Below are 22,842 nucleotides of genomic sequence, written 5' to 3'. Positions count from 1 at the left end.
ACCCCTGAGCCCGCCGACCGTTGATGTGGATCAACCTGAATGGCCCACGTCTGGCCATTGTTGATCGCCCCCTGAAGGAGGACTTGGTCATGCAAAGATTGCCCTTGGCTTTTCTGTTGGCGTTTTCGGCTTTGGCGCATCCCGCCTTCGCTCAATCCTCCACAGACCATTCGGCCCATCATCCTGATCAGAAGGAAGCGCCAGCAACGGATGCCGGCAAATCGACCAGCGGGGCGAGTTCGTCACAGACCATGATGGGCGGCGGCATGATGAAGATGATGGACGGCATGCCGATGTCCAACATGATGCCGATGATGTCCGGCATGACGCGGCCGTCCGACGATTGTATGGGCGGCATGGAGGTGCTCGATCATGTGGAGGGACGAATCGCGTTCCTGCGGGCGGAGCTCAAGATCACGGACGCCCAGATGCCGGCATGGAACGGCTTCGCCGACGCGTTTCGCGCGCGTGCGAAGACGTTCGGCGATCTCAGGACTGCGATGATGTCGCAGGCCGGCTCGGAGACGGTGCTCGACCAGCTGACCGCACAGGAAAAATCGCTATCGGCTCGCCTCGACGCCACGCGAGCGATCAAGACCGCCCTGAGCGACCTCGTCGCAACCTTTTCCGACGAGCAGCGAAAGGTGGCCGACGAACTGCTCGCGCCCAATCTCGGCATGCCGCCGATGGGGATGCGGGGCGGCCGAATGAGCTCCATGCGGATGCAGCGGGGCCATTAGGAGAGGACCTGCTCCATGAAGCCGTCGACTCCGCCTCCGCCTGGCAGTCGTCAATCCGAACGGGGGATCCGCGGCGCTCGTCGGTTTCGTGCATTGACCGGTACGACGGGGCTGCCGGGGGCCGATCGGCAAGCGGATACGCCGCGAGCGTCGCATTCGACGTCTGTGGTCGACATGCGAAGTTGACCTATATAGGGTACCCCCCTATATTATAGCGATGTCGCACACCATCAAACACAAGTCCAAGCTCCTCGCGCGGGTCCGGCGCATCAAGGGCCAGATCGATGCGGTGGAGCGCGCGCTCGAAGCGGAGCTGGGCTGCGCCGACGTGCTCATGCTCGTCGCGTCGGTCAGGGGCGCAATCGGAGGCCTGACCACCGAGCTGCTGGAAGATCACATCCGGCACCATGTCGTGGACCCCGCCCACGAAAGCGATCCCGACAAGGCCAAGGGCGCCGCCGACCTGATCGAAGTGGTCCGGACCTATCTGAAGTGAGACTGGCATGACCGATCTGTCGCAACTGCTCCAGCAAGGCAGCGCGCATGCGTGGCTGTTCGTACCCAGCGCGATTGCCCTGGGTGCGCTGCATGGCCTGGAGCCCGGTCATTCCAAGACCATGATGGCCGCCTTCATCGTCGCAATCCGCGGCACCGTCCTGCAGGCCGTGCTGCTCGGCCTCTCGGCGACCATCTCCCACACCGCGATCGTATGGGTGATCGCACTCGCCGGTCTTCACTTCGGTCAGGAGCTTTCGGGCGAGCGCAGCGAAGCCCTTCTGCAACTGATCTCGGCCGTCGTCATCATCGGCATCGCGGCCTGGATGGTCTGGCGCACCTGGCGGGACCAGAGTGGACACCATGACCATGACCATGACCATGACCATCATCACCATCACGACGCGCTGCGATCGGTCGCGCTTGCCGGCCACGCGCTGTCGGTGGAGATCTTCGAAGATGGCGTGCCGCCGCGTTGGCGGATCCGGAACGAGACCGGCGCACTCCCACCCGCCGATACGCTCCACGTCACGACCGTTCGTGGAGACGGCCACGAGCAGCAGTTCAGTTTCCGGGCCAGCGGCGACGCCTTGGAGAGCATCGAGGAGATCCCCGAGCCGCACGCGTTCAAGGCACGCATCACGCTTGCTGGCGCCTCCGTCGAGATCCTGTTCGAGGAGCACACCCACGATCACATGGACCTCGGCGACGAGGACGATGCCCATGCGCGCGCCCACGCCGACGACATTCGACGGCGCTTCGCCGGCCGTACGGTCACGACCGCACAGATCGTCCTCTTCGGACTGAGCGGCGGTCTGATCCCTTGCCCCGCCGCCATCACGGTCCTGCTGTTGTGCCTTCAACTGAAGCAGTTCAGCCTGGGCTTCATCCTGGTGCTCTGCTTCGGCATCGGCCTGGCCATCACCATGGTGTCCGTCGGCGTTCTGGCCGCACTCAGCCTTCGGCATGTCGAGCGCCACTGGTCCGGCTTCAGCCGCCTCGCGCACCAGGCGCCCTATCTCTCGGCTGCTCTGATCGTACTGGTCGGGACCTATACGGGTTGGCTGGGACTGCACCAACTGATGACTTGAGGCGAAAGCGCGACCTAAGCCGATGCGGCGCCACAGAGGATTCATGGGCGAATTCGTCCGTGAATGGCGGCCGGACTAGCCTCTCATCGGCAGATCGAACCGCCGCCGATCGATCGCCTCGCGCTCCGACAGTCCCGCCGCCCGCGCAGAGATCCGGCTCTGACAGCGGCCCTCCTGGCTCTCCGTAGCGGCGTCGATGAGATCATCGATGTCGCGCGCAGCTTCCAGGCAGCGCCCGAGCTTGGCGAGAATGCCGAGGTCCTGGTCGTGGGCTCGAGCGACCTCCGCCAGGATCTCGGCACCGCGCTGAGGCCGATTGGCATGACATTCATTCCCATGACGCCGCGAGCCCACCGCATCGCGATGAGAGCCCGAAGCTCGCAGCCGCAGTTGGAGGCTGCTGCGTCGATGCACTGGGCCAAATTGGCCTCGCTCACCCGCGCATGGGCTCCCTGCGTCCGGCACAATCGTCACAGAATGCCCTCGCCGCTGCCCGTGCCGCCGGTGCAAGTCGGCTTTTGCGGGGCGGAACTCTCACGTTTTCCTGATTCCTGCGTCAGAACGCCGCTGGTCGAATTCGCCTATGGTCCGGCGCGTTTCCAACCCACGGAGGTTTTCCGCATGCGTAAACTGATCATCGCTACCGCCGCCCTCGCGTTCGTCTCGTCGGCCGCTCTTGCCCAGTCCACCGAGAAGCCGATGACGACCACCGGCCAGTCGGCCAAGAGCGGCGACGCCATGGGCGGGGGCGACGACATGAAGATGAGCAAGACGAAGAAGAAGTCGGCGAAGAAGTCGTCCGGCGACGCCATGTCGAAGTAAGGCGTGGGAGCGCCTGTCCGCAGGCTCCACATGCGCGACGAGATCGGGCCGCTCCTCTCAGGGGCGGCCCTTGTTCATTCGCGTCGACCGGCGATCGCGCACCTCTTCTGCGAGATGTCTCAGCCGGCGGCGAGTCCCATCTGCTGCAATCGCCCCGCGAACCAGGCCGACAAGACCGGATCGATCCGGGCGCCGACATAGACCTCCGGCGTGATCACGCTGCGGCGGTCGAGAATCACCAGCACGCCGATCCAATAGGCGAACCACAGATGCGGATCGGTCAGCGCCATCAGCTTGTGGCGGTCATGCGCCAGCGGCTGGTGGTTGCCGGCCTTGCGGACCTCGATCGCCAGCAGATTGTCGGGCACGGCGCGCTTGTGGACGACGATGTCCGGGTAGACCGATTTTCCCAGCTCGTCGTCGGTCGAGACGATGGTGCCACGCGGCAGCAGCATGGCGCGGTCGCCGAGCCGGTTGTAATCGCAATCGACGTCCCACCCCAGGAAGTTGCGTTCGAGATGCACCGCCAGCCGATGCGTCAAGGCGCGCTCGCCGAGATCACGGTCGAGGATGAAGCGCTCGCGCGCATAGAACTCCTGCAACGCGGAGATCAGCCGGTTCAATTCGCTGTGCATGCCGCCCAAACAAAACAAACGGTGGAGACGTCACCATCAACACGCGATCGTGCTGAGTCGCCAACCACATAAATGCGGCGATGACGCTGCCATCAACCGGCGGCCGATTTACGGCCGCCGGGTTGCGGGCGGAGGAACCTACATCTGCACTTCGATCAGGCGCGGACCATATTCGGCGTTCGCCTCGGCCAGCGCGGCATTGAACTCGTCGGCCGAGGTGACGGCGCGGCCGGGGACGCCCATGCCCTTCGCCATGGCGACGAAGTCGAGCGTCGGACGGTCGATCTTGAGCATGTCCTGGGCGCGCTGGCCCGGCTCGCCGGCGCCGACGCCGTCGAACTCGCCGCGCAGGATCTGGTAGATCCTGTTGGCGAACACCACCGTGACGACGTTGAGGTTCTCGCGCGCCTGGGTCCACAGCGACTGGATCGTGTACATCGCGCTGCCGTCGCCCACGAGGCACATCACCTTGCGATCCGGGCAGGCCACCGCCGCGCCAGTCGCGACCGGGGTCGAGAAGCCGATCGAGCCGCCCATGTTCTGCAGCCAGTCATGCGGCTTGGCGGCCGCCGTCGGCGGGAAGAAGCCGCGGCCCGTGGTGATGGACTCGTCGACGACGATCGCGTTCTCCGGGATCGCATAGGCGATCGCCTGGGCGATGGTGGTGTGGTTCAGCGCGCCGGTGGGCTTGATCAGCTCGGCGAGCGGCTGCGGCTTCACGTCGGCCGGCTTGGCGCCGAGATGGCCGGCCAGCGCCTCGAGCGCCGCGGCCGAGTTCTCGCCCCAGGCGGTCATGCGGTGCACCTCGGTGCCCTCGGCCTTGAGCATGCTCGGCTTGTTCGGATAGGCGAAGAAGGCGACGGGGTCGTTGGCCTCGACCAGCACGATATGCTTGTAGTTCTTCAGGATCGGCAGCGCCTGCTCGATCACGTAAGGGATGCGGTCGATCGAGAAGCGGCCGGCGCCGCGCGCCATGCGCGGGTGATAGGTCTGCCCCATCACGCGGCAGCCGGTCTTGCCGGCAATCTGCTGGGCGAAGGTCAGCGCCTGCTCGGTCAGCGCGCCCGCCGTCATCAGCACCAGGGTCTCGGGGCCGTGGGCATGCAGGATCTTCGCCGCCTTCTCGACCGCCTCAGCCGAATAGCTCGGGCGCTGCGTCTCGGCGGGAACCTGGGCGATGCCGTCGGCCTCGTTCCAGGCGGTGTCGGCGGGCAGGATCAGGGTCGCGATCTGGGGCGGCGCGCTCTTGGCGGCGGCGATCGCGGCGGCGCCGTCGGCGGCCACGGCCTTGGCGCTCGGCGAGGTCCGCACCCAGTCCGACATCGGCCGCGCCAGGCCCTCAATGTCCGAGGTCAGCGGCGCGTTGAAGCCGATGTGGTAGGTGGCGTGCTGGCCGACGATGTTGACGATGCCCGAGCGGGCCTTCTTGGCGTTGTGCAAATTGGCAAGGCCGTTGGCGAGGCCGGGGCCGAGATGGAGAAGCGTCGAGGCCGGCGTGCCCTTCATGCGGAAATAGCCATCGGCGGCGCCGGTCACCACGCCTTCGAACAGGCCGAGCACGCAGCGCATGCCCTCGACACGGTCGAGCGCGGCGACGAAGTGCATCTCGGAGGTGCCCGGATTGGTAAAGCAGACGTCAACGCCCCCCGCGACCAGGGTCCGCACCAGGCTTTCCGCACCGTTCATCCTATTCTCCTGCTGATTCCGCGCGCCATTTGCAATGCTGGGCAGATCAATCATTGTTCGCCCGCGGCGTCAAAGGGGCTGGCCGCATTGCTGCCATCGCCGCGGTGCTCATGCGCGGGCTTGGCTAACAGGATGTTGGTCCAAGACGCGCGCGATTTTCCGTGGGAATTGGGTCACGGACCGTCGCCACATACCGGCCTCACGCCGCCGTGGGTTGCGAAGTGCAACCGTTTGTGGCCTGTCTGCGAACGGAATTTGATGTTTGCCAGGGGATGGAAATGAAGCGCTGTTTGGCTTTGGGAATTGCTGTGGTCGCCTCGGTGGCAAGCGCCGGGATGGCGCGGGCGGAAATGTTCGACACCAGGGACCTCTTCGGCGGCGGGCCGAACTTCTACCAGAGCGGCGTGAGCCCGATTCCGCGCCAGACCGTGATGTTCCAGAGCCAGTATGCGCCGGGCACCATCATCGTGAACACCAGCGAGCGCCGGCTCTATCTGGTCCTGCCCGGCGGCCAGGCGTTGCGCTACGGCATCGGCGTCGGCCGTGACGGGTTCCGCTGGAGCGGCGTGCACCGCATCACCGCGAAGAAGGAATGGCCGGCCTGGACCCCGCCGTCGCAGATGCTGCGGCGCCGGCCCGACCTGCCGCGCCACATGGCCGGCGGCATCGAGAACCCGCTCGGCGCCCGCGCGATGTATCTCGGCTCCACGCTGTACCGCATCCACGGCTCGAACGAGCCCGAGACGATCGGCCAGGCGGTATCGTCGGGCTGCTTCCGCATGACCAATGACGACGTCGCCGACCTCTACGACCGCGTCTCGGTCGGCACCACCGTGATCGTCAAGAACTGAGAGCCGCACGCGACCACGACGATGAGGCAATGTCACAGCGCGCATCCTCGCCGGCAGCACCGGTGCTCCGGGCGTCCCCTGCGGAGCGCGGTGGCTGCCGCGCTGGCTGCGCTCGTGACCGTGGTGGTCCCGCTGCCGGCGTCGGCCGCCGAAATTCCGGCGATCGCCGCCCGCCAGCGCATCGAGAAGAAGAGCTTCACCGACGCCGAGATCACCGACGGCTTCTTCAAGACCGCCTTCGGCGCCGAGTATCACCTGGCGGGCCGGGTTGACCGCATCCGGAAATACAGCGCGCCGGTGCGGGTGTTTGCCGACGGCCGCCGCGCCGACCGCAAGGCGCAGCTCGCCAAGGTCGTCAAAGATATCGCCGCCCGCATCCGCAACCTCGACATTGCGATGACCGAGACCGACGGCGATGCCAATGTCCGCGTCAAGCTGGTGCGCGACCGCGACCTCTACCACACCATCAGCCAGGCCTATGGCAGCGAGCGCGCGCGCGAGATCAAGACCTCGCTGGATCCGCAATGCCTGTCCGGCTTCCGCAAGAACGAGGCGTTCGAGATCGAGCGCTCCGACGTCATCCTGACCGTCGACAACGGCGATTTCGTCTTCCTCGATTGCGCCTATGAGGAGCTGCTGCAGTCGCTCGGGCCGATCAACGACACTTCGAGCGTGCCCTGGACGATGTTCAACGACAACGTCTCGATGGGCTATTTCGACGTCTACGACCAGTACATCCTCAACCTGCTGTACGACCCGCGCGTCAAGGCCGGCATGACGCTCGCCGACGTCAAGGCGGTGCTGCCGGACGTGCTGGCCGATGTGCGGGCCTGGGTGAGGAAGACCAACAATCTGGCGGAGTGAGCGGTCGGTTGATCCGAACGCGCTTGTGATCGCCTCATTGAGAGCCCGGACGCCGCCTCAGCCTCCGCTGTCGTCCCTGCGAACGCAGGGACCCATACGCCGCGGCCTCTGCAAGTGGCAAGCTGAGCGACGCCCGCTTCCAACAACAAGGTTCGGTGGTTATGGGTCCCTGCGTTCGCAGGGACGACACCGAATGTATGGCAACGCTGTCGGCACAAATCGACGCCAAGCGCAGCCGTCGCCCAACGCCAAACGCGTCCCAATGCCTAGCGACAAATCCCCTTCAGCGCCCGCCACTCCTCCGCACTGAGCAGCGGCGGGCCGCTCGGCGGCCGGTCCTCGGCGCGCATGCGGGCGAGACGGTCCTCGCTGAGCGGATGGCTGGCCCACAGCGACGGGCGCTTGCCGTCCTCCTTGCCGGTGATGCGGAACAGCAATTCGCCCATCGGGCGCGTCGGCCGTCCGAGCTTGTGCATCACCTCGATCGCGAAGCCGTCCGCGGCCGCCTCCGCCTCGCGCGAATAGGACGCGTTGATCATGGCCCGCGAGGCGAAGATCGCCGCGCCCGCGCCGGTGACGTCGCCGAACAGCAGGCCGATCAGGAACGAGCTGCCGCCATTGTGGATCATCTGCCGCAGGTTGTCGCGATGCTTGAGGTGGCCGAGCTCGTGCGCCAGCACGCCGGCGACCTCGTCGGGGTCATTGGCCTTGTCGAGCAGCCCCCTGAACAGGAAGAATCGCCCGCCCGGCAGCGCGAAGGCGTTGGGGATCGGCGTGTCCAGCACCTGCGACGCGATGCTGTCGTCGAGGCCGGCGGGGCGGCGCAGCGCCGTGACTAGCTTGGCGAACGCGGCCTGCCCCGCCGCCTCGCTGCAGAGCTTGTCGCCGAACACGGTCTGGATCTGCACCACGGCGGCCTCGCCGAGATGCCGCTCCATGGTCGGCGGCACCAGGGGCGTCAGCCGGTCGGAGGCGAACGGAATCACCACCAGCACGACGGCGACGATCGAGGCGGCGGCGGCCAGCGACCAGCCGACGATGCGCGTGATGGCGCCGCGGGTCATCCTATTCTGGTCGATGTGGCTGCAGCGCGCGATCAGCTCAGCCGACAGCGCTGCGTCGCGGATCTCCAGCCGCGCCAGCGGCGACGCCGACAGGCAGCTCACGCGCAGCGTGCCGCTCGGCCCATCGACGCGGCGGATGTCGGCATAGGGCCAGGAGACGAAATTGTCGGCGCTGCGCATCACGAGCTGATTGGCAAAGCCGATCGTGACCACCTGCCGCCGGTTGGACAGGCCGTCGAAATAGACCGCAGGGCCGCCGAGCGGAGCGGCAGGCTCGACCGGCGTGGCGGCGGCCGGCGCAGCAGCGCCCGCCGGCCCGGAATCAGAATCCGGCGACGTCGAGTCCATCGGCAAATCCTTCGCCGAGCGCGCTGGCCAGATCGCCCTTGGCGGCGACATTGGCCATGGCCTCGATGCCATGCACTTGAACCGACTGCAGCACGGTCGCCCACATGTCGCGCACCAGATAGAGCCGCATCACGACGTTGAGCGCCAGGATCCAGGCGACGTAGCCCAATCCGACCAGCACCAGCATCGGTATGTTGTCAGACAGCGCCTGCACCTGAGGCAGGCCGTCGCTTCCCGGCCCCAGCAGTTTGATCATCAGCGCGGCGACGCCACTGAAATAGGCGCCGGAGGCGACCGACAGCAGAAACCACCAGCCGATCACCTTCCAATACAGACCATAGAACGCGTTGCCGGGCAGGTCCGATTCCAGACGCACGCCGCCGAAGCGGATGCCCGACAGCCACCAGCGCCACTCGATCGCTTTGAACTGCGCATAGACGAACGGAAACAACGGAAACAGCAGCAGCGCAAACGGCGCGATGACCCACAGATACCAGGCGCGCTTGAAGAACTCCCAGCCGCGTCCCTCGAAGTCGCCGCTGAGATCGCCATAGTGCGAATGCCGCATCTTGTAGCGCTCGAGCGCGGCGGCGCGCCACGGCCAGGCCAGCCCCAGCGTGACCACCGTCAACAAGGTCCACAGCATGGCGCGCCCGGCATAGGCCCAGCCCGAGCCGGTCATCCAGAATCGGATGCCGCGCCAGACCGTGCGCGTCAGGCGGTAGCGGCGCGCGCGGAAGATCGCGAACTGGCCGAAGGCGTAGAAGGCGATCACCAGCGGCACGCTGGCGAAGGCCTTGAAGCGCTCGGCCTCGACGCCGACGAGGAAGTAGGCAAGGTAGATCGGGACCAGGATCGCCATCGCGAACAGGAAGCCAATCAGGAGCTCCTTGCCGCGGCCGGTATATTCGGCGGCATCACCGTCGACGGCCGTGTTGACCCAGAGATGACGGCGGATGTCGGTCGCGAGCCAGAACCGGTAGAAGCCCAGCGTGATCAGTTCGATGGCCGCCCCGCGGCTGACCAGCCGGAAGAACTCGCCACGCGCACCTGAGAAGGTGGCGGTGAGAGGCGGAAGCGGCGGCGGCTGCTCCGGAACGTAGCTCATCTGGTTCACGGCTCAAGCCTCCGACACCCGCAAAAGATCTACAATATACCTCGATGGTTCGTCGCCGGGACGACTTCGAGGTTCGACGTATTTTCTACGCAAGTCGGCCGGAAAAAAACACCGGCCTCGACGAGGATGACTAAAATATCTGCATCCGGCCGGTTGGCGAACGCATGTCCCGCATACGCCAACCGCTTGGTCTGCGCCTCAAGACGTCTTCTCGAACAATTCCCGCCCGATCAGCATGCGGCGGATCTCGCTGGTGCCGGCGCCGATCTCGTAGAGCTTGGCGTCGCGCAGCAGCCGCCCGGTCGCATAGTCGTTGATATAGCCGTTGCCGCCGAGCAGCTGGATCGCATCGAGCGCACATTGCGTCGCCTTTTCGGCGGCGAACAAAATCGCGCCGGCGGCGTCCTCACGCGTCGTCTCGCCCCGATCGCAGGCCTTGGCCACGGCATAGACATAGGCGCGCGCGGCATTCATCGTCGTGTACATGTCGGCAACCTTGCCCTGCACGAGCTGGAAGGTGCCGATCGGCTGGCCGAACTGCTTGCGCTCGTGCACGTAGGGTAGCACCGCGTCCATGCAGGCCTGCATGATGCCGAGCGGACCTGCCGCGAGCACCGCGCGCTCGTAATCGAGGCCACTCATCAGCACGTTGACGCCGCGGCCGACCTGCCCCAGCACGTTCTCCTCCGGTACCTCGCAATCCTCGAACACGAGCTCGCAGGTGTCGGAGCCGCGCATGCCGAGCTTGTCGAGCTTCTGCGCGGTCGAGAAGCCCTTCATGCCCTTCTCGATGATGAACGCGGTGATGCCGCGCGGGCCTCCTTGCGGATCGGTCTTGGCATAGACCACCAGCGTCTCGGCGATCGGACCATTGGTGATCCACATCTTGTTGCCGTTGAGGACGAAGCGGTCTCCCTTCTTGTCGGCGCGGGTCTTCATCGACACCACGTCGGAGCCGGCCTGCGGCTCGGACATCGCCAGCGAGCCGACATGCTCGCCCGAGATCAGCTTCGGCAGATATTTGCGCTTCTGCGCCTCGTTGCCGTTGCGGCGGATCTGGTTGACGCAGAGGTTGGAGTGGGCGCCGTAGGACAGGCCCACCGAGGCCGAGGCGCGCGAGATCTCTTCCATGGCGATGCAGTGCTCGAGATAGCCGAGGCCGGCACCGCCATACTCTTCCTCCACCGTGATGCCGTGCAGGCCGAGCTCGCCGATCCTGGGCCAGAGATCGCGCGGAAACTGGTTGGAGCGGTCGATCTCGGCAGCGCGCGGCGCGATCTGCTCTTGCGAAAAGCTCGCCACCGTCTCGCGAATCGCGTCTGCGGTCTCGCCGAGATCGAAATTGAACATGCGCTGCGCGTTGGCGATCATGGGGGCGGCCTCCTGCTAGTCTTCTGCTTTGCAACAATCGCTCAAAGCCATATTCCGTGACGTGGCGCTTGTCACGCCCGACGTCCGGACAAATACCAGCGTTGCGACGCAAGACCGGCCCGGCGGCCCCACTCCGCGCTTGCCCCGCGCTCCCGGGCAGGATGTAATCGCACCCAACATCGCCGGACAGCTCAAATCCGGCCATCAGGGAGACGTCCATGCACGGGACCACCACGACGGCCGAGGCACAGCGACACGCCGCAGCAGGCGAGCGCGTCGACGACGCGGCCGCCCGCCGCGCCGCATCGTTGCCGCTCGCCGAATTCGACCCCGGTCATCCGGAGTTGTTCCGTACCGACACGCACTGGCCCTATTTCGACCGGCTGCGCCGCGAGGATCCGGTGCACTACTGCAAGGAGTCGATGTTCGGCCCCTACTGGTCGATCACCCGCTACGACGACATCATGGAGATCGAGACCAATCACGCGGTGTTCTCCTCGGCGTCCGCGCTCGGCGGCATCACCATTCGCGACGTCGATCCTGACCTGCGCCGCGAGAGCTTCATCGCGATGGATCCGCCGCGCCATGCCGCGCAGCGCAAGACCGTGGCACCGATGTTCACGCCGACACATCTCGACGAGCTCGCGATCAACATCCGCAAGCGCTCCGCCGAATGCCTGGACAATCTGCCTGTCGGCGAGGTGTTCGACTGGGTCGATCGCGTCTCGATCGAGCTGACCACGCAGATGCTGGCGGTGCTGTTCGACTTCCCCTGGGAAGACCGCCGCAAGCTGACGCGCTGGTCGGATATCGCGACCACGATCCCCGGCCCCGATGGGCTTGTCGCGACCGAGGACGAACGGCAGGCCGAACTGATGGACTGTGCGCGCTATTTCGCCCGGCTCTGGCAGGAGCGCGTCAACCAGCCGCCGAAGAGCGACCTGCTGTCGATGATGGCCCACAGCGAGGCGACCCGGAACATGGACCCGAAGAACTTCCTCGGCAATCTCGTGCTCCTGATCGTCGGCGGCAACGACACCACGCGCAATACCATGTCCGGCAGCATCTATGCGCTCAGTCAGAACCCTGATCAGTACCGCAAGCTCAAGGACAACCCCGCGCTGATCGACAGCTTCGTCCCCGAGGTCATCCGCTGGCAGACCCCGCTCGCCCACATGCGCCGCACCGCGCTGGAAGACATCGAGTTCCGCGGCAAGCAGATCAAGAAAGGCGACAAGGTCGTGATGTGGTACGTCTCGGGCAACCGCGACGAGGCCGCCATCGAGCGTCCCTACGACTTCATCATCGACCGTGTCAGGCCGCGCCAGCATCTGTCATTTGGCTTCGGCATCCACCGCTGCGTCGGCTTGCGATTGGCCGAACTGCAACTCAAGATCATCTGGGAGGAGATCCTGAAACGATTCGATCATATCGACGTGATGGACGAGCCGAAGCGGGTCTATTCGAGCTTCGTGAAGGGATACGAGACGTTGCCGGTACGGATTGCAGTGTGAACTGATTGCGATGCAGATCAACTTTGCCGTCATGCCCCGCGCAGGCGGGGCATCCCGTATTCCGGAGAACGATATTGCAATATGATTGACGTCTCGACGTACTGGATCGTCCGCCTTTGCGGAGGATGACGTGAGTACGATCGGTACGGCAGCAAGAAACAGCAGCAAGAAAAGGACCACCCCATGACCGTCCAGGCCGCGCTTCGCTCCGATAAGGCCGATCTGCTGCGCGACGCGCGCCTCGAGGCCTACTCGACGCCGATCGAGGACTTCCATCCCGGCGCGCCCCGGCTGTTCCAGAACGACACGATCTGGCCGTGGTTCGAGCGGCTGCGTAAGGAGGCGCCCGTGCACTACTGCACCAAGGCGCCGATCGAGCCCTATTGGTCGGTGACGCGCTATCACGACATCATGCATGTCGATACCAACCACGCGGTCTTCTCGTCGGACGTCAGCAATGGCGGAATCATGATCCGCGACGTGCCGCCGGGCTATGAGTGGCCGAGCTTCATCGCGATGGACGAGCCCCGCCATGGCGAGCAGCGCAAGACCGTGCAGCCGATGTTCACGCCGGACCATCTGGACGAGATGGCGGTGCTGATCCGGCAGCGCTCGGCCAAGGTGCTGGATTCGCTGCCGCGCAACGAGACCTTCAACTGGGTCGAGAAGGTCTCGATCGAGCTGACGACGCAGATGCTGGCGACCCTGTTCGACTTCCCGTTCGAGGAGCGCCGCAAGCTGACGCGCTGGTCGGATGTCTCGACCGCACTGCCCAAGAGCGGCATCGTTTCGTCGGAGGAGGAGCGCCGCCGCGAGCTCGGCGAATGCGCCGAGACCTTCGGCCGGATGTGGAAGGCGCGTCAGGCCGAGCCCGGCCGCGACCTGATCTCGATGATGGCGCACAGCGAGGCGACGCGGCACATGACGCCGGACAATCTGATGGGCAACCTGATCCTGCTCATCGTCGGCGGCAACGACACCACCCGCAATACGATGACGGCATCGGTGCTGGCGCTGAACGAGAACCCGGCCGAGTATCAGAAGCTGCGCGACAATCCGGCGCTGATCGAGACCATGGTGCCCGAGGTGATCCGCTGGCAGACGCCGCTCGCCCACATGCGCCGCACCGCGCTGGTCGATACCGAGCTCGGCGGGAAGACGATCAAGAAGGGGGACCGCGTCGTGATGTGGTACGTCTCGGGCAACCGCGACGGGGAGGTGATCGAGAACCCCGACGCCTTCATCATCGACCGCAAGCGGCCGCGCATTCATCTCTCATTCGGCTTCGGCATCCACCGCTGCGTCGGCATGCGACTCGCCGAGTTGCAGCTGCGCATCGTCTGGCAAGAGATCCTCAAGCGCTTCGACCGCATCGAGGTCGTGGGCGAGCCGAAGCGGGTCTATTCCAGCTTCGTCCGAGGCTATGAATCGCTGCCGGTGCGGATCCCGGGGTGAGTTCCTGTTACTCCCGCCACTCCACATGACGATCGCGTGGTCGGCCGCATGGGGCCTCATGGTTCGAGACGCGCCGCGAGCGGCGCTCCTCACCATGAGGGTGTGGAGCCGCGCAGCGGCGTCTCGAACCATGAGGCCTCCCCAGCCGAACCACGAGGCCCTAGGCTGCCTATGAGAATCCAGCATGGCGGGTTGAACGAGATTCAATGGGCTTCGACGGTTGTTTCTGGCTAAATCATCCGCAGCACCATCGGTGCTCATGAACCTCAGGACGCCATGGCCGCTTCCGACACGCCCACCACCGACTGGCCGCTCGCCATCTACGAGGCGCTGAAGGCGGCCGACGTCCGTCAGCTCTGCTACGTCCCCGACGCCGGCCATTCCCGCCTGATCGGCCTCGCCCATGACGATCCCGCGATCGCCACCACGGTCCTGACCACCGAAGAGGAAGGTGTCGCGCTCTCCGCCGGCGCCTGGCTCGGCGGGCAGCGCGCAGTGCTGCTGATGCAGTCGAGCGGCGTCGGCAATTGCGTCAACATGCTGTCGTTGCTTCAGAGCTGCCGCTTCCCGTTCCTCGCCTTCGTGACGATGCGCGGCGAGTGGGCCGAGTTCAATCCGTGGCAGGTGCCGATGGGCAAGGCGACGCAGGCGGCCTTCGAGATCATGGGCGTCACGGTGTTCCGGCTGGAACGTCCCGAAGACGCCGGCGAGATGGCGGCCGCTGCAGCGAGGCTCGCGTTCGACAGCGATCAGCCGATCGCGGTGCTGATCTCCCAGCGCATGATCGGCGCCAAGAAGTGGACGGAGGCGAAGTGATGGGAGCACCGCTCGACCGCCGCACCGCCGTCAAGGCGCTGCTGCAGGACCGTGGCGACCTGCTGGTCGTCAGCGGCCTCGGCTCATCGTCCTACGACGTGTTCGCCGCGGGTGATCACGACGCCAACTTCTATCTGTGGGGCGCGATGGGCGGCGCGGCCATGATCGGCCTGGGTCTCGCCCTGGCACAGCCATCGCGCCCGGTCGTCGTCATCACCGGCGACGGCGAACAACTGATGGGGCTCGGCAGCCTCGCGACTGCAGCCGCGAAGAAGCCCAAGAATCTCTCGATCGTCGTGCTCGACAACGCCCATTTCGGCGAGACCGGCATGCAGATGAGCCATTCCGGGCTCGGCGCAAATCTCGAGCTGATCGCGACCGGAGCCGGCTTTCCCTCCGTCAGCACGCTCGAGGACAGCGCCGCGCTCGACGCCTTCCGGCCGAAGCTGCACGCGTTCTCCGGGCCGCACTTCGCCCGCGTCGCGATCTCGACCGATCACGTTGACCGCGCGCTGCCCGCACGCGACGGTGTCTTCCTCAAAAACCGTTTCCGCGGTCATCTCGGATTTCCCGTCAGCTAGAACGTCGCCGCAGGCGGCCTGCTCTGTCGCTCCGGCAAGGCTGCTCGGCTGCAACGCTGGCATTCCAAGCTTGCCAAGCGTGACCCGCTTGGTCATAGGCTATCAGGAAACAAGTCCAGGGAGAGAGCCCAGGCCGCGTCACGGCGGCCGGCGGAGCAACAGATGACAGACCAGCATCAGCACGACGATTACGCCGATATCCGCGACGCGGTGGCCAAGCTGTGCGCGCAGTTCCCTGGTGAATATTGGCGCAAGCTCGATCGCGAGATGGCCTATCCCTCGGCCTTCGTCGATGCGCTGACCGAGGCGGGCTATCTCTCCGTGCTGATTCCCGAGGAATATGGCGGCGCAGGATTGAAGCTGTCGGCGGCTGCGGCGATCCTCGAGGAGATCCAGCGTGCCGGCTGCAATGGCGGCGGCTGTCACGCCCAGATGTACACGATGGGCACGGTGCTGCGCCACGGCTCCGCCGAGCAGAAGGCGAAGTGGCTGCCGAAGGTCGCCAGCGGCGAGTTGCGGCTGCAGGCTTTCGGCGTCACCGAACCCACTTCGGGCACCGACACGACGTCGCTGAAGACGGTCGCGAAGCGCGACGGCGACAGCTATGTCGTCAACGGCCAGAAGATCTGGACCAGCCGCGCGGAGCATTCCGACCTGATGATCCTGCTCGCGCGCACCACGCCGAAAGAACAGGCGCAGAAGCGCACCGATGGTCTCTCCGTCTTCATCGTCGACATGCGCGAGGCCAAGAAGGCCGGGCTCACCATCCGCCCGATCCGGACGATGATGAACCACGCCACGACGGAAGTGTTCTTCACCGACATGCGCGTGCCCGCGGAGAACCTGATCGGCGAGGAAGGCAAGGGCTTCCGCTACATCCTTTCCGGCATGAATGCCGAGCGCATCCTGATCGCGGCCGAATGCGTCGGCGACGCCAAATGGTTCATCGCGAAAGCCACCACCTATGCCAAGGAGCGCGTCGTGTTCGGCCGGCCGATCGGCCAGAATCAAGGCGTCCAGTTCCCGATCGCCAAGGCCTATGCGTCGATGCGCGCGGCCGAGCTGATGGTCAAGGAGGCCACGCGCAAATACGAGGCCGGGCTCGACTGCGGCGCCGAGGCCAATATGGCCAAGATGCTCGCGGCCGATGCGTCGTTCGAGGCGGCCAATGCCTGCATCCAGACCCATGGCGGCTTCGGCTTCGCCGAGGAATACGACGTGGAGCGCAAATTCCGCGAGACGCGGCTGTATCAGGTGGCGCCGATCTCGACCAACCTCATTCTCTCCTACGTCGCCGAGCACGTGCTCGGCATGCCGCGCTCGTATTGAGGTCGGGCCATGCTGCCGCTTGAAGGGATCATTGTCGTCGCCGTCGAGCAGGCGGTGGCCGCGCCGTTCTGCTCGTCGCGTCTCGCCGATGCCGGCGCTCACGTGATCAAGATCGAGCGGCCCGAGGGCGATTTCGCCCGCGGCTACGACGCCGCCGCCAAGGGTCAGAGCAGCTATTTCGTGTGGCTCAACCGCGGCAAGGATTCCGTCGTCGTCGACCTTTCAAAAGCGGAAGGTCGCGCCGAGCTGGAGAAGCTGATCGCCGGCGCCGACGTGCTGCTGCAGAACCTGAAGCCCGGCTCGATGGACAGAATGGGCTTTGCCCGCGAGCGGCTGCGCAAGGACTATCCGAAGCTGATCTGCTGCACCATCACCGGCTATGGCGATACGGGTCCCTACGCCGATCGCAAGGCCTATGACCTGTTGATTCAGGCCGAGAGCGGGCTGGCCTCGATCACCGGCGGGCCGGACGGCCCCTCCCGCGTCGGCATGTCGATCGTCGACGTAGCGACCGGCGCGACGGCGCATGCCGCGATCCTGGAGGCGCTGATCAGGCGCGGCCGCACTGGCGAAGGCGCCGACATCAGGATCTCGATGTTCGACGTGATGGCCGACTGGCTCACCGTGCCGCTGCTCAACGCGGAAGCCGGCAATGCGCCGAAGCGCATCGGCCTCGCCCATCCCTCGATCGCACCCTATGGCGTGTTCACCTCGAAGGACGGCAAGGACATCCTGATCTCGATCCAGAGCGAGCGCGAGTGGAAGACGCTGTGCGCCAAGGTGCTGGACCAGCCCACATTGCCGGACGATCCGCGCTTCGCCAACATGGTCGAGCGCGTGCGCAACCGTGCGCTGACCGACGGCATCGTCGCGGAGCGCTTCGCGGCGCTGTCGCGCGATGAGCTGCTGGGCAAGCTCGCGAGCGCCGACATCGCCTTTGCCGAGGTCAACAGCATGGCCGACCTCGCGGTTCATCCGCATCTGCGGCGGATCGAGGTGAACACGCCGAACGGCGTCGTCAGCTATCCCGCGCCGGCGGCGATCGTGGTCGGCGACGACAGGTGTTACGGCGCCGTGCCCGCGATCGGCGAGGCGGCCTCGCCGCATCAGCGAAAGGGATGATCATGACGGACACGCTCGATCTCGATCACCTCCGGCAATGGGTCGGCCGCAGCGCCGAGGCCACCGACCTCGTCACCCCGCAGCTCACCAAGGGGCTGCGCGCGACGCTGTTCCAGGAGATCGGCGAACCGACAACCGGCGACATCGCGCCCTACACCGTGCACTGGTGTTTGGGCCAGCCGGTGTTTCCACACGATCAGCTCGGCCCCGACGGCCATCCGACCCGCGGCGGCTTCCTGCCGCCGGTACCCTTGCCGCGCCGCATGTGGGCGGGCGGCGAGGTGCAGTTCATCGATCCCTTGCGCGTCGGCGATGTCGCGACGCGCGTGTCGACCATCACCGACGTCGCGCTGAAGAGCGGCTCGACCGGCCAGCTCTGCTTCGTGTCGGTGGAACATGTCGTATCGACGTCGCGCGGGGTCGCGATCCGCGAGCGCCAGGACATCGTCTATCGCGACATGGGTGGCGCCCAGGCTGCGCCGGCGAAGGCGCCGCCGCCTCCGCCGGTCGCGCAGCACAGCGAGACGCGCGTCTCCGATGCCGTGCTGTTGTTTCGCTATTCCGCCCTGACCTTCAACGGCCATCGCATCCATTACGACCGCGACTACGTCACCAGGGTCGAAGGCTATCCGGGCCTGATCTTCCACGGACCTTTGCAGGCCGCGCTGCTGGTCGAGTTCGCCGCCAGACTTAAGGGCAAACCGCCGGCCAAGTTCGCCTATCGCGGCGTGCAGCCCTTGTTCGAGGGCAGCGCGTTCTCGGTGAATGCGAATGACAAGGATGGCGGCCTGGAGCTGTGGACCGCCAACGCCGAGCGACAGCCGACGATGAAGGGCACCGCGAGTTGGTGACGTAGACTCTGTCGTTCCGGGGCGGTGCGTCGCGACAGAATGGCGAAGCCATTTTGGCGCAGAGCACCGAACCCGGAACCTCGAGGTGAGGGAGAAGAACCGCTCGAGATTCCGGGTTCGATGCTTCGCATCGCCCCGGAATGACGACCCACAAAAGCACCCGAGGGAACGCCTTTGGCCAAAACAACGAAAACAACAACCAAACCCGTCACCGTCAAGCAGGCCACCTTCGAGCTGCTGCGCGCCTTCGGCATCAAAAAGGTGTTCGGCAATCCCGGCTCGACCGAGCTGCCGTTCCTCAGCGACTGGCCCGAGGACATCGACTACGTGCTCGGCCTGCAGGAGGCTTCCGTCGTCGGCATGGCCGACGGCTATGCCCAGGCGACGCGCAATGCCGGCTTCGTCAATCTGCATTCGGCGGCCGGCGTCGGCAACGCGCTCGGCAACATCTACACCGCGCACCGCAACCAGACGCCGCTGGTCATCACCGCCGGCCAGCAGGCGCGCTCGATCCTGCCGCTGCAGGCCTTTCTCTATGCCGAACGCCCGTCCGAATTCCCGCGCCCTTACGTCAAATACAGCGTCGAGCCGGCGCGGCCCGAGGACGTGCCGGGCGCGATCGCCCGCGCCTACTACACCGCGATGCAGCCGCCTTGCGGGCCGACCTTCGTCTCGATCCCGATCGACGACTGGATGCATCCGGCGCAACCGATCACCGCGCGCAAGGTAAGCCGCGAGCTCGGCCCCGATCGCGCCGCCATGGACGACCTGGTGAGCGCACTTGCCGCCGCGAAGAATCCCGCGCTCGTGGTCGGCCCCGGCATCGACCGCGCCGGCTGCGTCGAACTGATGGTCGAGGTCGCCGAGAAGGCCAAGGCCGCGGTCTGGGTCAGCCCGTTCTCGGCGCGCTGCTCGTTTCCCGAGCGCCATCCGCAATTCCAGGGCTTTCTGCACGCCTCGCCCGGACAATTGTCCGACGCCCTGAAACCGCACGACCTCGTCGTCGTGATCGGCGCGCCGGTGTTCACCTTCCATGTCGAGGGCCACGCCGCGATCTTCGACGGCGCCACCACGCTTTATCAGATCACCGACGACGCCGAAGGCGCCGCGGTGCCGCCGGTCGGCACCAGCATCATCGCCACGATGCGGCCGGCGCTGTCGCTGCTGCTGGAGCTGCTGCCGGAGACCAGGCGCGCGGCGCCGAAGGGCCGCGTGCTACCCGACGCGCCGAAGCCATCCGATCCGATTCCGGTCGACTATCTCCTGCACACGCTGGCGCAGGCGCTGCCGGCGGGCAGCGCCGTGGTCGAGGAGATCCCCTCGCACCGGCCGGTGATGCACAAGTACATGCCAATGCCCGGCGCGGAGTCGTTCTACACGATGGCGAGCGGCGGGCTCGGCTACAGCCTGCCGGCGGCGGTCGGCATGGCGCTGGGCCGTCGCACCGGCCGCACGGTGTGCCTGATCGGCGACGGCTCGGCGATGTATTCGCTGCAGGCGCTGTGGACCGCCACGCAGCGCAGGCTGCCGCTGACGGTCGTCGTCATCAACAATTCCGGCTATGGCGCGATGCGCTCGTTCAGCCAGGTCATGCAGGTGCGCAACGTGCCCGGGCTCGAGCTGCCCGGCCTCGATTTCGTCAAGCTCGCGGACGGCATGGGCTGCGACGCAGTGCGCGTGAACCATGCCGCCGATCTCGCCGGTGCGCTGACGCGAGCCCTCGCCCATGCCGGCACGAGCCTCGTCGAGGTGATGGTCGACGCCGCGGTCCCGCTGCTCTACGCCCAGAAGGGCTGAGCCGCCGTTCGCACAGCGGACGACTTTCACGACATATGCGACAATGCGTCGCATCTTCAATGGCGGCGGCATGGCTCGCCGCGAAATGCTCATCGGCCCGCCGCAACCGTGCAACCGGCGTTCCGACTGCAACCGTTTGTTTCAAAAGCTTTCTGTTCCCCTGCGCCATCTCGTCGCGGCCGGCTTGCCGCAAACATCGCGAAATCCTGCCGTCAGCTTGCAGGCAGACGCCTTGCTGCTTGCAAGGTCCGACCATTCTGCAAGCCAAAATCATTTTCAAAAGGTTCCATCATCCAATCCAGCGTACCAAGGGAGTTGAGCTGATGGCGGATAAGAAGAATCTTCAAACCGCGGCGTCGAGGACCGATCTCTATCGCCATGTCAGCGTGCTGGCCCTGATGTCCGCTCTGGCGGTGACGGCGCTGCCGCATCAGGCCAATGCGCAGGCCATGACCACCGCCCTTGCCACTTCGGCCACCACCAACGCCGCCGCGAAGGCGGCGCAGGAGGCGGCGGCGAAGGCCGCAGCCCAGGCAGCCGCCAAGGCGGCCCAGGATGCCGCTGCCAAGGCTGCAGCCGCTGCCGCCGCCAAGGCCGCGCAGGACGCCGCCGCCAAGGCTGCGGCAAACGCTGCGGCCAAGGCTGCAGCGAATGCTGCCGCGAAGGCGGCGACCGACGCGGCAGCGAAGGCCGCAGCCAGCGCCGCTGCGAAGGCCGCGGCCGGCGCCGCCGCCAAGGCTGCGAACACCGCTGCGACCACGGCCGCCACCACCGCCGCGGCGACCGCGGCGAGCACCGCCGCCAAGACGGCGGCCGTAACGACCGGCACGGCTGCGGCCAAGCCCGTCGCTGCCGTCGCCACGGCCGCGACGACCGCCGCCAAGCCCGCCGCTGCCGCCACCGCCGCAACGACGACGACCGGTGCGGCCAAGACCGCAGCCGCGACCAGCACCACGACGAGCGCGGCGAAGCCGGCCGCTGCGGCCGCCGCGGCAGCGACCACCACCGTCGCGGTCGCCAAGGCCACCGCGACACCCGCAGCCGCAGCGACGCCGGCCAAGGCGGCTGCCGCGGCGTCGAGCAGCACCGATGCCGTCGCCAAGGCCAACGCAGCGGCCGCGGCCGCCGCGCAGACCGCCGCCGCCGCCGAGGCGCAGGTCGCTGCCGACCGCAAGGCAATCGACGTCGCTCGTCAGGCCGAGCAGAACGCACGCGGCGCCGCGATCGAGGCCCAGGAGCAGGCCGAGAAGAACCCGACCGCCGCCAACCAGGCCGCGGCGACCGCGAACGCTGCGAAGCTGACGGCAGCCTCGGCCGCGCTGCAGGCCGCGTTCCAGAAGCTCGACAAGGACATCGACGTCTCCAACGAGGCCAAGGAAGCCGCCAACGCCGCCAAGGACACCGCGCGCGAGACGGCCGAGGCCGCCGGCAAGGCGGCCCAGCAGGCCGGCCAGGCGGCCGGCAACGCCAACAATGGCGGCAATGCCAACAATGGCGGAGCGGCGGCCGGCAACGGCAACAACAATAACAACAATCAGCAGAACCAGGCGGCCCAGGAAGCCGCCGAGCAGGCCGCGCTGCAGGCGGCGTTGAAGACCGGCGAGCAGGCACGCGCGGTCGCCCAGCAGAAGACCCAGGCCGCGCAGGCGGCTGCGACCCAGAACCAGAAGACGGTCGAGGCCGCGCTGAACCAGAAGATCGGCACGATCGATGCGACGGTGGAAGCGGCCGAGCAGAAGGTGAACGCCGACCGGCAGGCGCTGGAGCAGGCGCGTCAGGCCGCGCAGCAGGCCAAGCAGGACGCACAGGAGGCCGCCGAGGTCCTCGAACGCGCCAACAATGCGGCCAACCAGGCCGCACTGGCGGCGGCCCAGGCCAAGGCGCAGACCACCGCCAACGCCTTCAACCAGGCCAATGCGACGCTGAATGCCGACAATCAGGCCCTGACCCAGGCCCGCGAGACCGGCGAGCAGCAGGAGCAGGCGCTGCGGGCCGCGGCTCAGCAGCAGATCCAGGCCGGCTACACCGCCGCCCAGCAGGCCACCCAGGCCGCCTGGGCCGAGGCGCAGCAGATCGGCAACGCTGCCCTGGCCGCGCTCGAACAGTGAGACCGCTGCGCTCCGCGCCGCCTGTCGGCTTACGCCGGGCGGCGCGGACACGGATAACGATAACAAGACCATCACCAGCCGCATGCCGAACCAATCCGGGACGACCCACGCGTCGGCGACCTGACCTCATCCCGCCGCGTGAGACGCCCGGGTCCCCCCCCACCCGACCGGCATGCATTGCCTTC

General features: G+C 66.5%; 22 protein-coding genes. 16 read left to right on the top strand and 6 right to left on the bottom strand.

Translation table 11 applies throughout. The features are described 5' to 3' along the window. Positions 1 to 23 precede the first annotated feature (23 nt). The 3 genes from QX094_RS17355 (at position 24) to QX094_RS17345 (ending at position 2,326) form a co-directional block, all read left to right on the top strand. A complete protein-coding gene (locus tag QX094_RS17355) occupies positions 24 to 740 on the top strand; it encodes a Spy/CpxP family protein refolding chaperone (protein ID WP_316185838.1) in 717 nt (238 codons plus the stop codon). A 217-nt stretch (positions 741 to 957) separates the two neighbouring features. Then, positions 958 to 1,236, top strand: a complete 279-nt coding sequence (locus QX094_RS17350; protein ID WP_315714001.1) for a metal/formaldehyde-sensitive transcriptional repressor — start codon at positions 958 to 960, stop codon at positions 1,234 to 1,236. A 7-nt stretch (positions 1,237 to 1,243) separates the two neighbouring features. Next, positions 1,244 to 2,326 (top strand): nickel/cobalt efflux transporter, encoded by a 1,083-nt coding sequence (locus tag QX094_RS17345; protein WP_316188058.1) that lies wholly within the window; start codon positions 1,244 to 1,246, stop codon positions 2,324 to 2,326. A gap of 75 nt (positions 2,327 to 2,401) precedes the next feature. Here the strand turns inward: QX094_RS17345 and QX094_RS17340 are convergent, their stop codons facing one another. Beyond that, complete coding sequence (locus QX094_RS17340) at positions 2,402 to 2,680, bottom strand: hypothetical protein (protein ID WP_316188057.1); 279 nt, start codon at positions 2,678 to 2,680, stop codon at positions 2,402 to 2,404. Between the two features lie 267 nt (positions 2,681 to 2,947). On the opposite strand from QX094_RS17340, the gene QX094_RS17335 reads away from it, so the two are divergent. Beyond that, on the top strand, positions 2,948 to 3,148 hold the full coding sequence (locus tag QX094_RS17335) for a hypothetical protein (RefSeq protein ID WP_315734232.1): 201 nt from the start codon (positions 2,948 to 2,950) through the stop codon (positions 3,146 to 3,148). Positions 3,149 to 3,267: 119 nt separating this feature from the next. Here QX094_RS17335 and QX094_RS17330 read toward each other — a convergent pair whose 3' ends face one another. Next, positions 3,268 to 3,783 carry a hypothetical protein gene (locus QX094_RS17330; RefSeq protein WP_315713998.1) on the bottom strand — a complete coding sequence of 172 codons (516 nt, stop codon included), beginning with the start codon at positions 3,781 to 3,783 and terminating at the stop codon, positions 3,268 to 3,270. A gap of 138 nt (positions 3,784 to 3,921) precedes the next feature. Continuing rightward, positions 3,922 to 5,469, bottom strand: a complete 1,548-nt coding sequence (locus QX094_RS17325) for an acetolactate synthase large subunit (RefSeq protein WP_315826072.1) — start codon at positions 5,467 to 5,469, stop codon at positions 3,922 to 3,924. 278 nt (positions 5,470 to 5,747) lie between these two features. Here QX094_RS17325 and QX094_RS17320 point away from each other — a divergent pair, with 278 nt between their 5' ends. Further along, positions 5,748 to 6,320, top strand: coding sequence for a L,D-transpeptidase (locus tag QX094_RS17320; RefSeq protein ID WP_315826071.1), 573 nt, complete (start codon positions 5,748 to 5,750; stop codon positions 6,318 to 6,320). 21 nt (positions 6,321 to 6,341) lie between these two features. Beyond that, a complete protein-coding gene (locus QX094_RS17315) occupies positions 6,342 to 7,184 on the top strand; it encodes a DUF2927 domain-containing protein (protein ID WP_409998669.1) in 843 nt (280 codons plus the stop codon). 266 nt (positions 7,185 to 7,450) lie between these two features. Here the strand turns inward: QX094_RS17315 and QX094_RS17310 are convergent, their stop codons facing one another. The 3 genes from QX094_RS17310 to QX094_RS17300 form a co-directional block, all read right to left on the bottom strand. Next, on the bottom strand, positions 7,451 to 8,596 hold the full coding sequence (locus tag QX094_RS17310; protein WP_316165727.1) for a M48 family metallopeptidase: 1,146 nt from the start codon (positions 8,594 to 8,596) through the stop codon (positions 7,451 to 7,453). Next, complete coding sequence (locus tag QX094_RS17305) at positions 8,571 to 9,704, bottom strand: DUF898 family protein (protein WP_315714374.1); 1,134 nt, start codon at positions 9,702 to 9,704, stop codon at positions 8,571 to 8,573. Before QX094_RS17305 ends, QX094_RS17310 begins: the two co-directional genes overlap by 26 nt. 207 nt (positions 9,705 to 9,911) lie before the next feature. Continuing rightward, the gene (locus tag QX094_RS17300) at positions 9,912 to 11,084 is read right to left on the bottom strand and encodes an isovaleryl-CoA dehydrogenase (protein ID WP_315713993.1); all 1,173 of its coding nucleotides are present in this window, start codon (positions 11,082 to 11,084) and stop codon (positions 9,912 to 9,914) included. A 218-nt stretch (positions 11,085 to 11,302) separates the two neighbouring features. Here QX094_RS17300 and QX094_RS17295 point away from each other — a divergent pair, with 218 nt between their 5' ends. The 10 genes from QX094_RS17295 (at position 11,303) to QX094_RS17250 (ending at position 22,657) form a co-directional block, all read left to right on the top strand. Further along, positions 11,303 to 12,598 (top strand): cytochrome P450, encoded by a 1,296-nt coding sequence (locus QX094_RS17295; RefSeq protein WP_315752664.1) that lies wholly within the window; start codon positions 11,303 to 11,305, stop codon positions 12,596 to 12,598. 183 nt (positions 12,599 to 12,781) lie between these two features. Next, positions 12,782 to 14,053 (top strand): cytochrome P450, encoded by a 1,272-nt coding sequence (locus QX094_RS17290; protein ID WP_315713991.1) that lies wholly within the window; start codon positions 12,782 to 12,784, stop codon positions 14,051 to 14,053. A gap of 276 nt (positions 14,054 to 14,329) precedes the next feature. Next, complete coding sequence (locus QX094_RS17285) at positions 14,330 to 14,869, top strand: thiamine pyrophosphate-binding protein (protein ID WP_315752662.1); 540 nt, start codon at positions 14,330 to 14,332, stop codon at positions 14,867 to 14,869. Continuing rightward, the gene (locus tag QX094_RS17280; RefSeq protein ID WP_315826067.1) at positions 14,869 to 15,450 is read left to right on the top strand and encodes a thiamine pyrophosphate-dependent enzyme; all 582 of its coding nucleotides are present in this window, start codon (positions 14,869 to 14,871) and stop codon (positions 15,448 to 15,450) included. The genes QX094_RS17285 and QX094_RS17280 overlap by 1 nt, the downstream gene beginning before the upstream one ends. A 162-nt stretch (positions 15,451 to 15,612) precedes the next feature. Beyond that, complete coding sequence (locus QX094_RS17275; RefSeq protein ID WP_316165728.1) at positions 15,613 to 16,779, top strand: acyl-CoA dehydrogenase family protein; 1,167 nt, start codon at positions 15,613 to 15,615, stop codon at positions 16,777 to 16,779. 9 nt (positions 16,780 to 16,788) lie between these two features. Further along, positions 16,789 to 17,901, top strand: coding sequence for a CaiB/BaiF CoA-transferase family protein (locus QX094_RS17270; RefSeq protein WP_316185841.1), 1,113 nt, complete (start codon positions 16,789 to 16,791; stop codon positions 17,899 to 17,901). Between the two features lie 2 nt (positions 17,902 to 17,903). Then, entirely contained in the window at positions 17,904 to 18,752 is an 849-nt protein-coding gene (locus QX094_RS17265) for a MaoC family dehydratase N-terminal domain-containing protein (RefSeq protein WP_315713986.1), read from the top strand. Between the two features lie 174 nt (positions 18,753 to 18,926). Then, complete coding sequence (gene mdlC / locus QX094_RS17260; RefSeq protein ID WP_315713985.1) at positions 18,927 to 20,549, top strand: benzoylformate decarboxylase; 1,623 nt, start codon at positions 18,927 to 18,929, stop codon at positions 20,547 to 20,549. A gap of 43 nt (positions 20,550 to 20,592) precedes the next feature. After that, entirely contained in the window at positions 20,593 to 20,868 is a 276-nt protein-coding gene (locus tag QX094_RS17255) for a hypothetical protein (protein ID WP_315713984.1), read from the top strand. 4 nt (positions 20,869 to 20,872) lie between these two features. Continuing rightward, positions 20,873 to 22,657, top strand: a complete 1,785-nt coding sequence (locus tag QX094_RS17250; RefSeq protein WP_315713983.1) for a hypothetical protein — start codon at positions 20,873 to 20,875, stop codon at positions 22,655 to 22,657. Positions 22,658 to 22,842: the final 185 nt, after the last annotated feature.

Source organism: Bradyrhizobium sp. SZCCHNS1050 (assembly GCF_032484785.1).
In the GTDB taxonomy this organism is placed as follows: Bacteria; Pseudomonadota; Alphaproteobacteria; order Rhizobiales; family Xanthobacteraceae; genus Bradyrhizobium.
The sequence above is the reverse complement of the archived record's forward strand: the minus strand, read 5'-3'. Positions and strand labels throughout refer to the sequence as shown.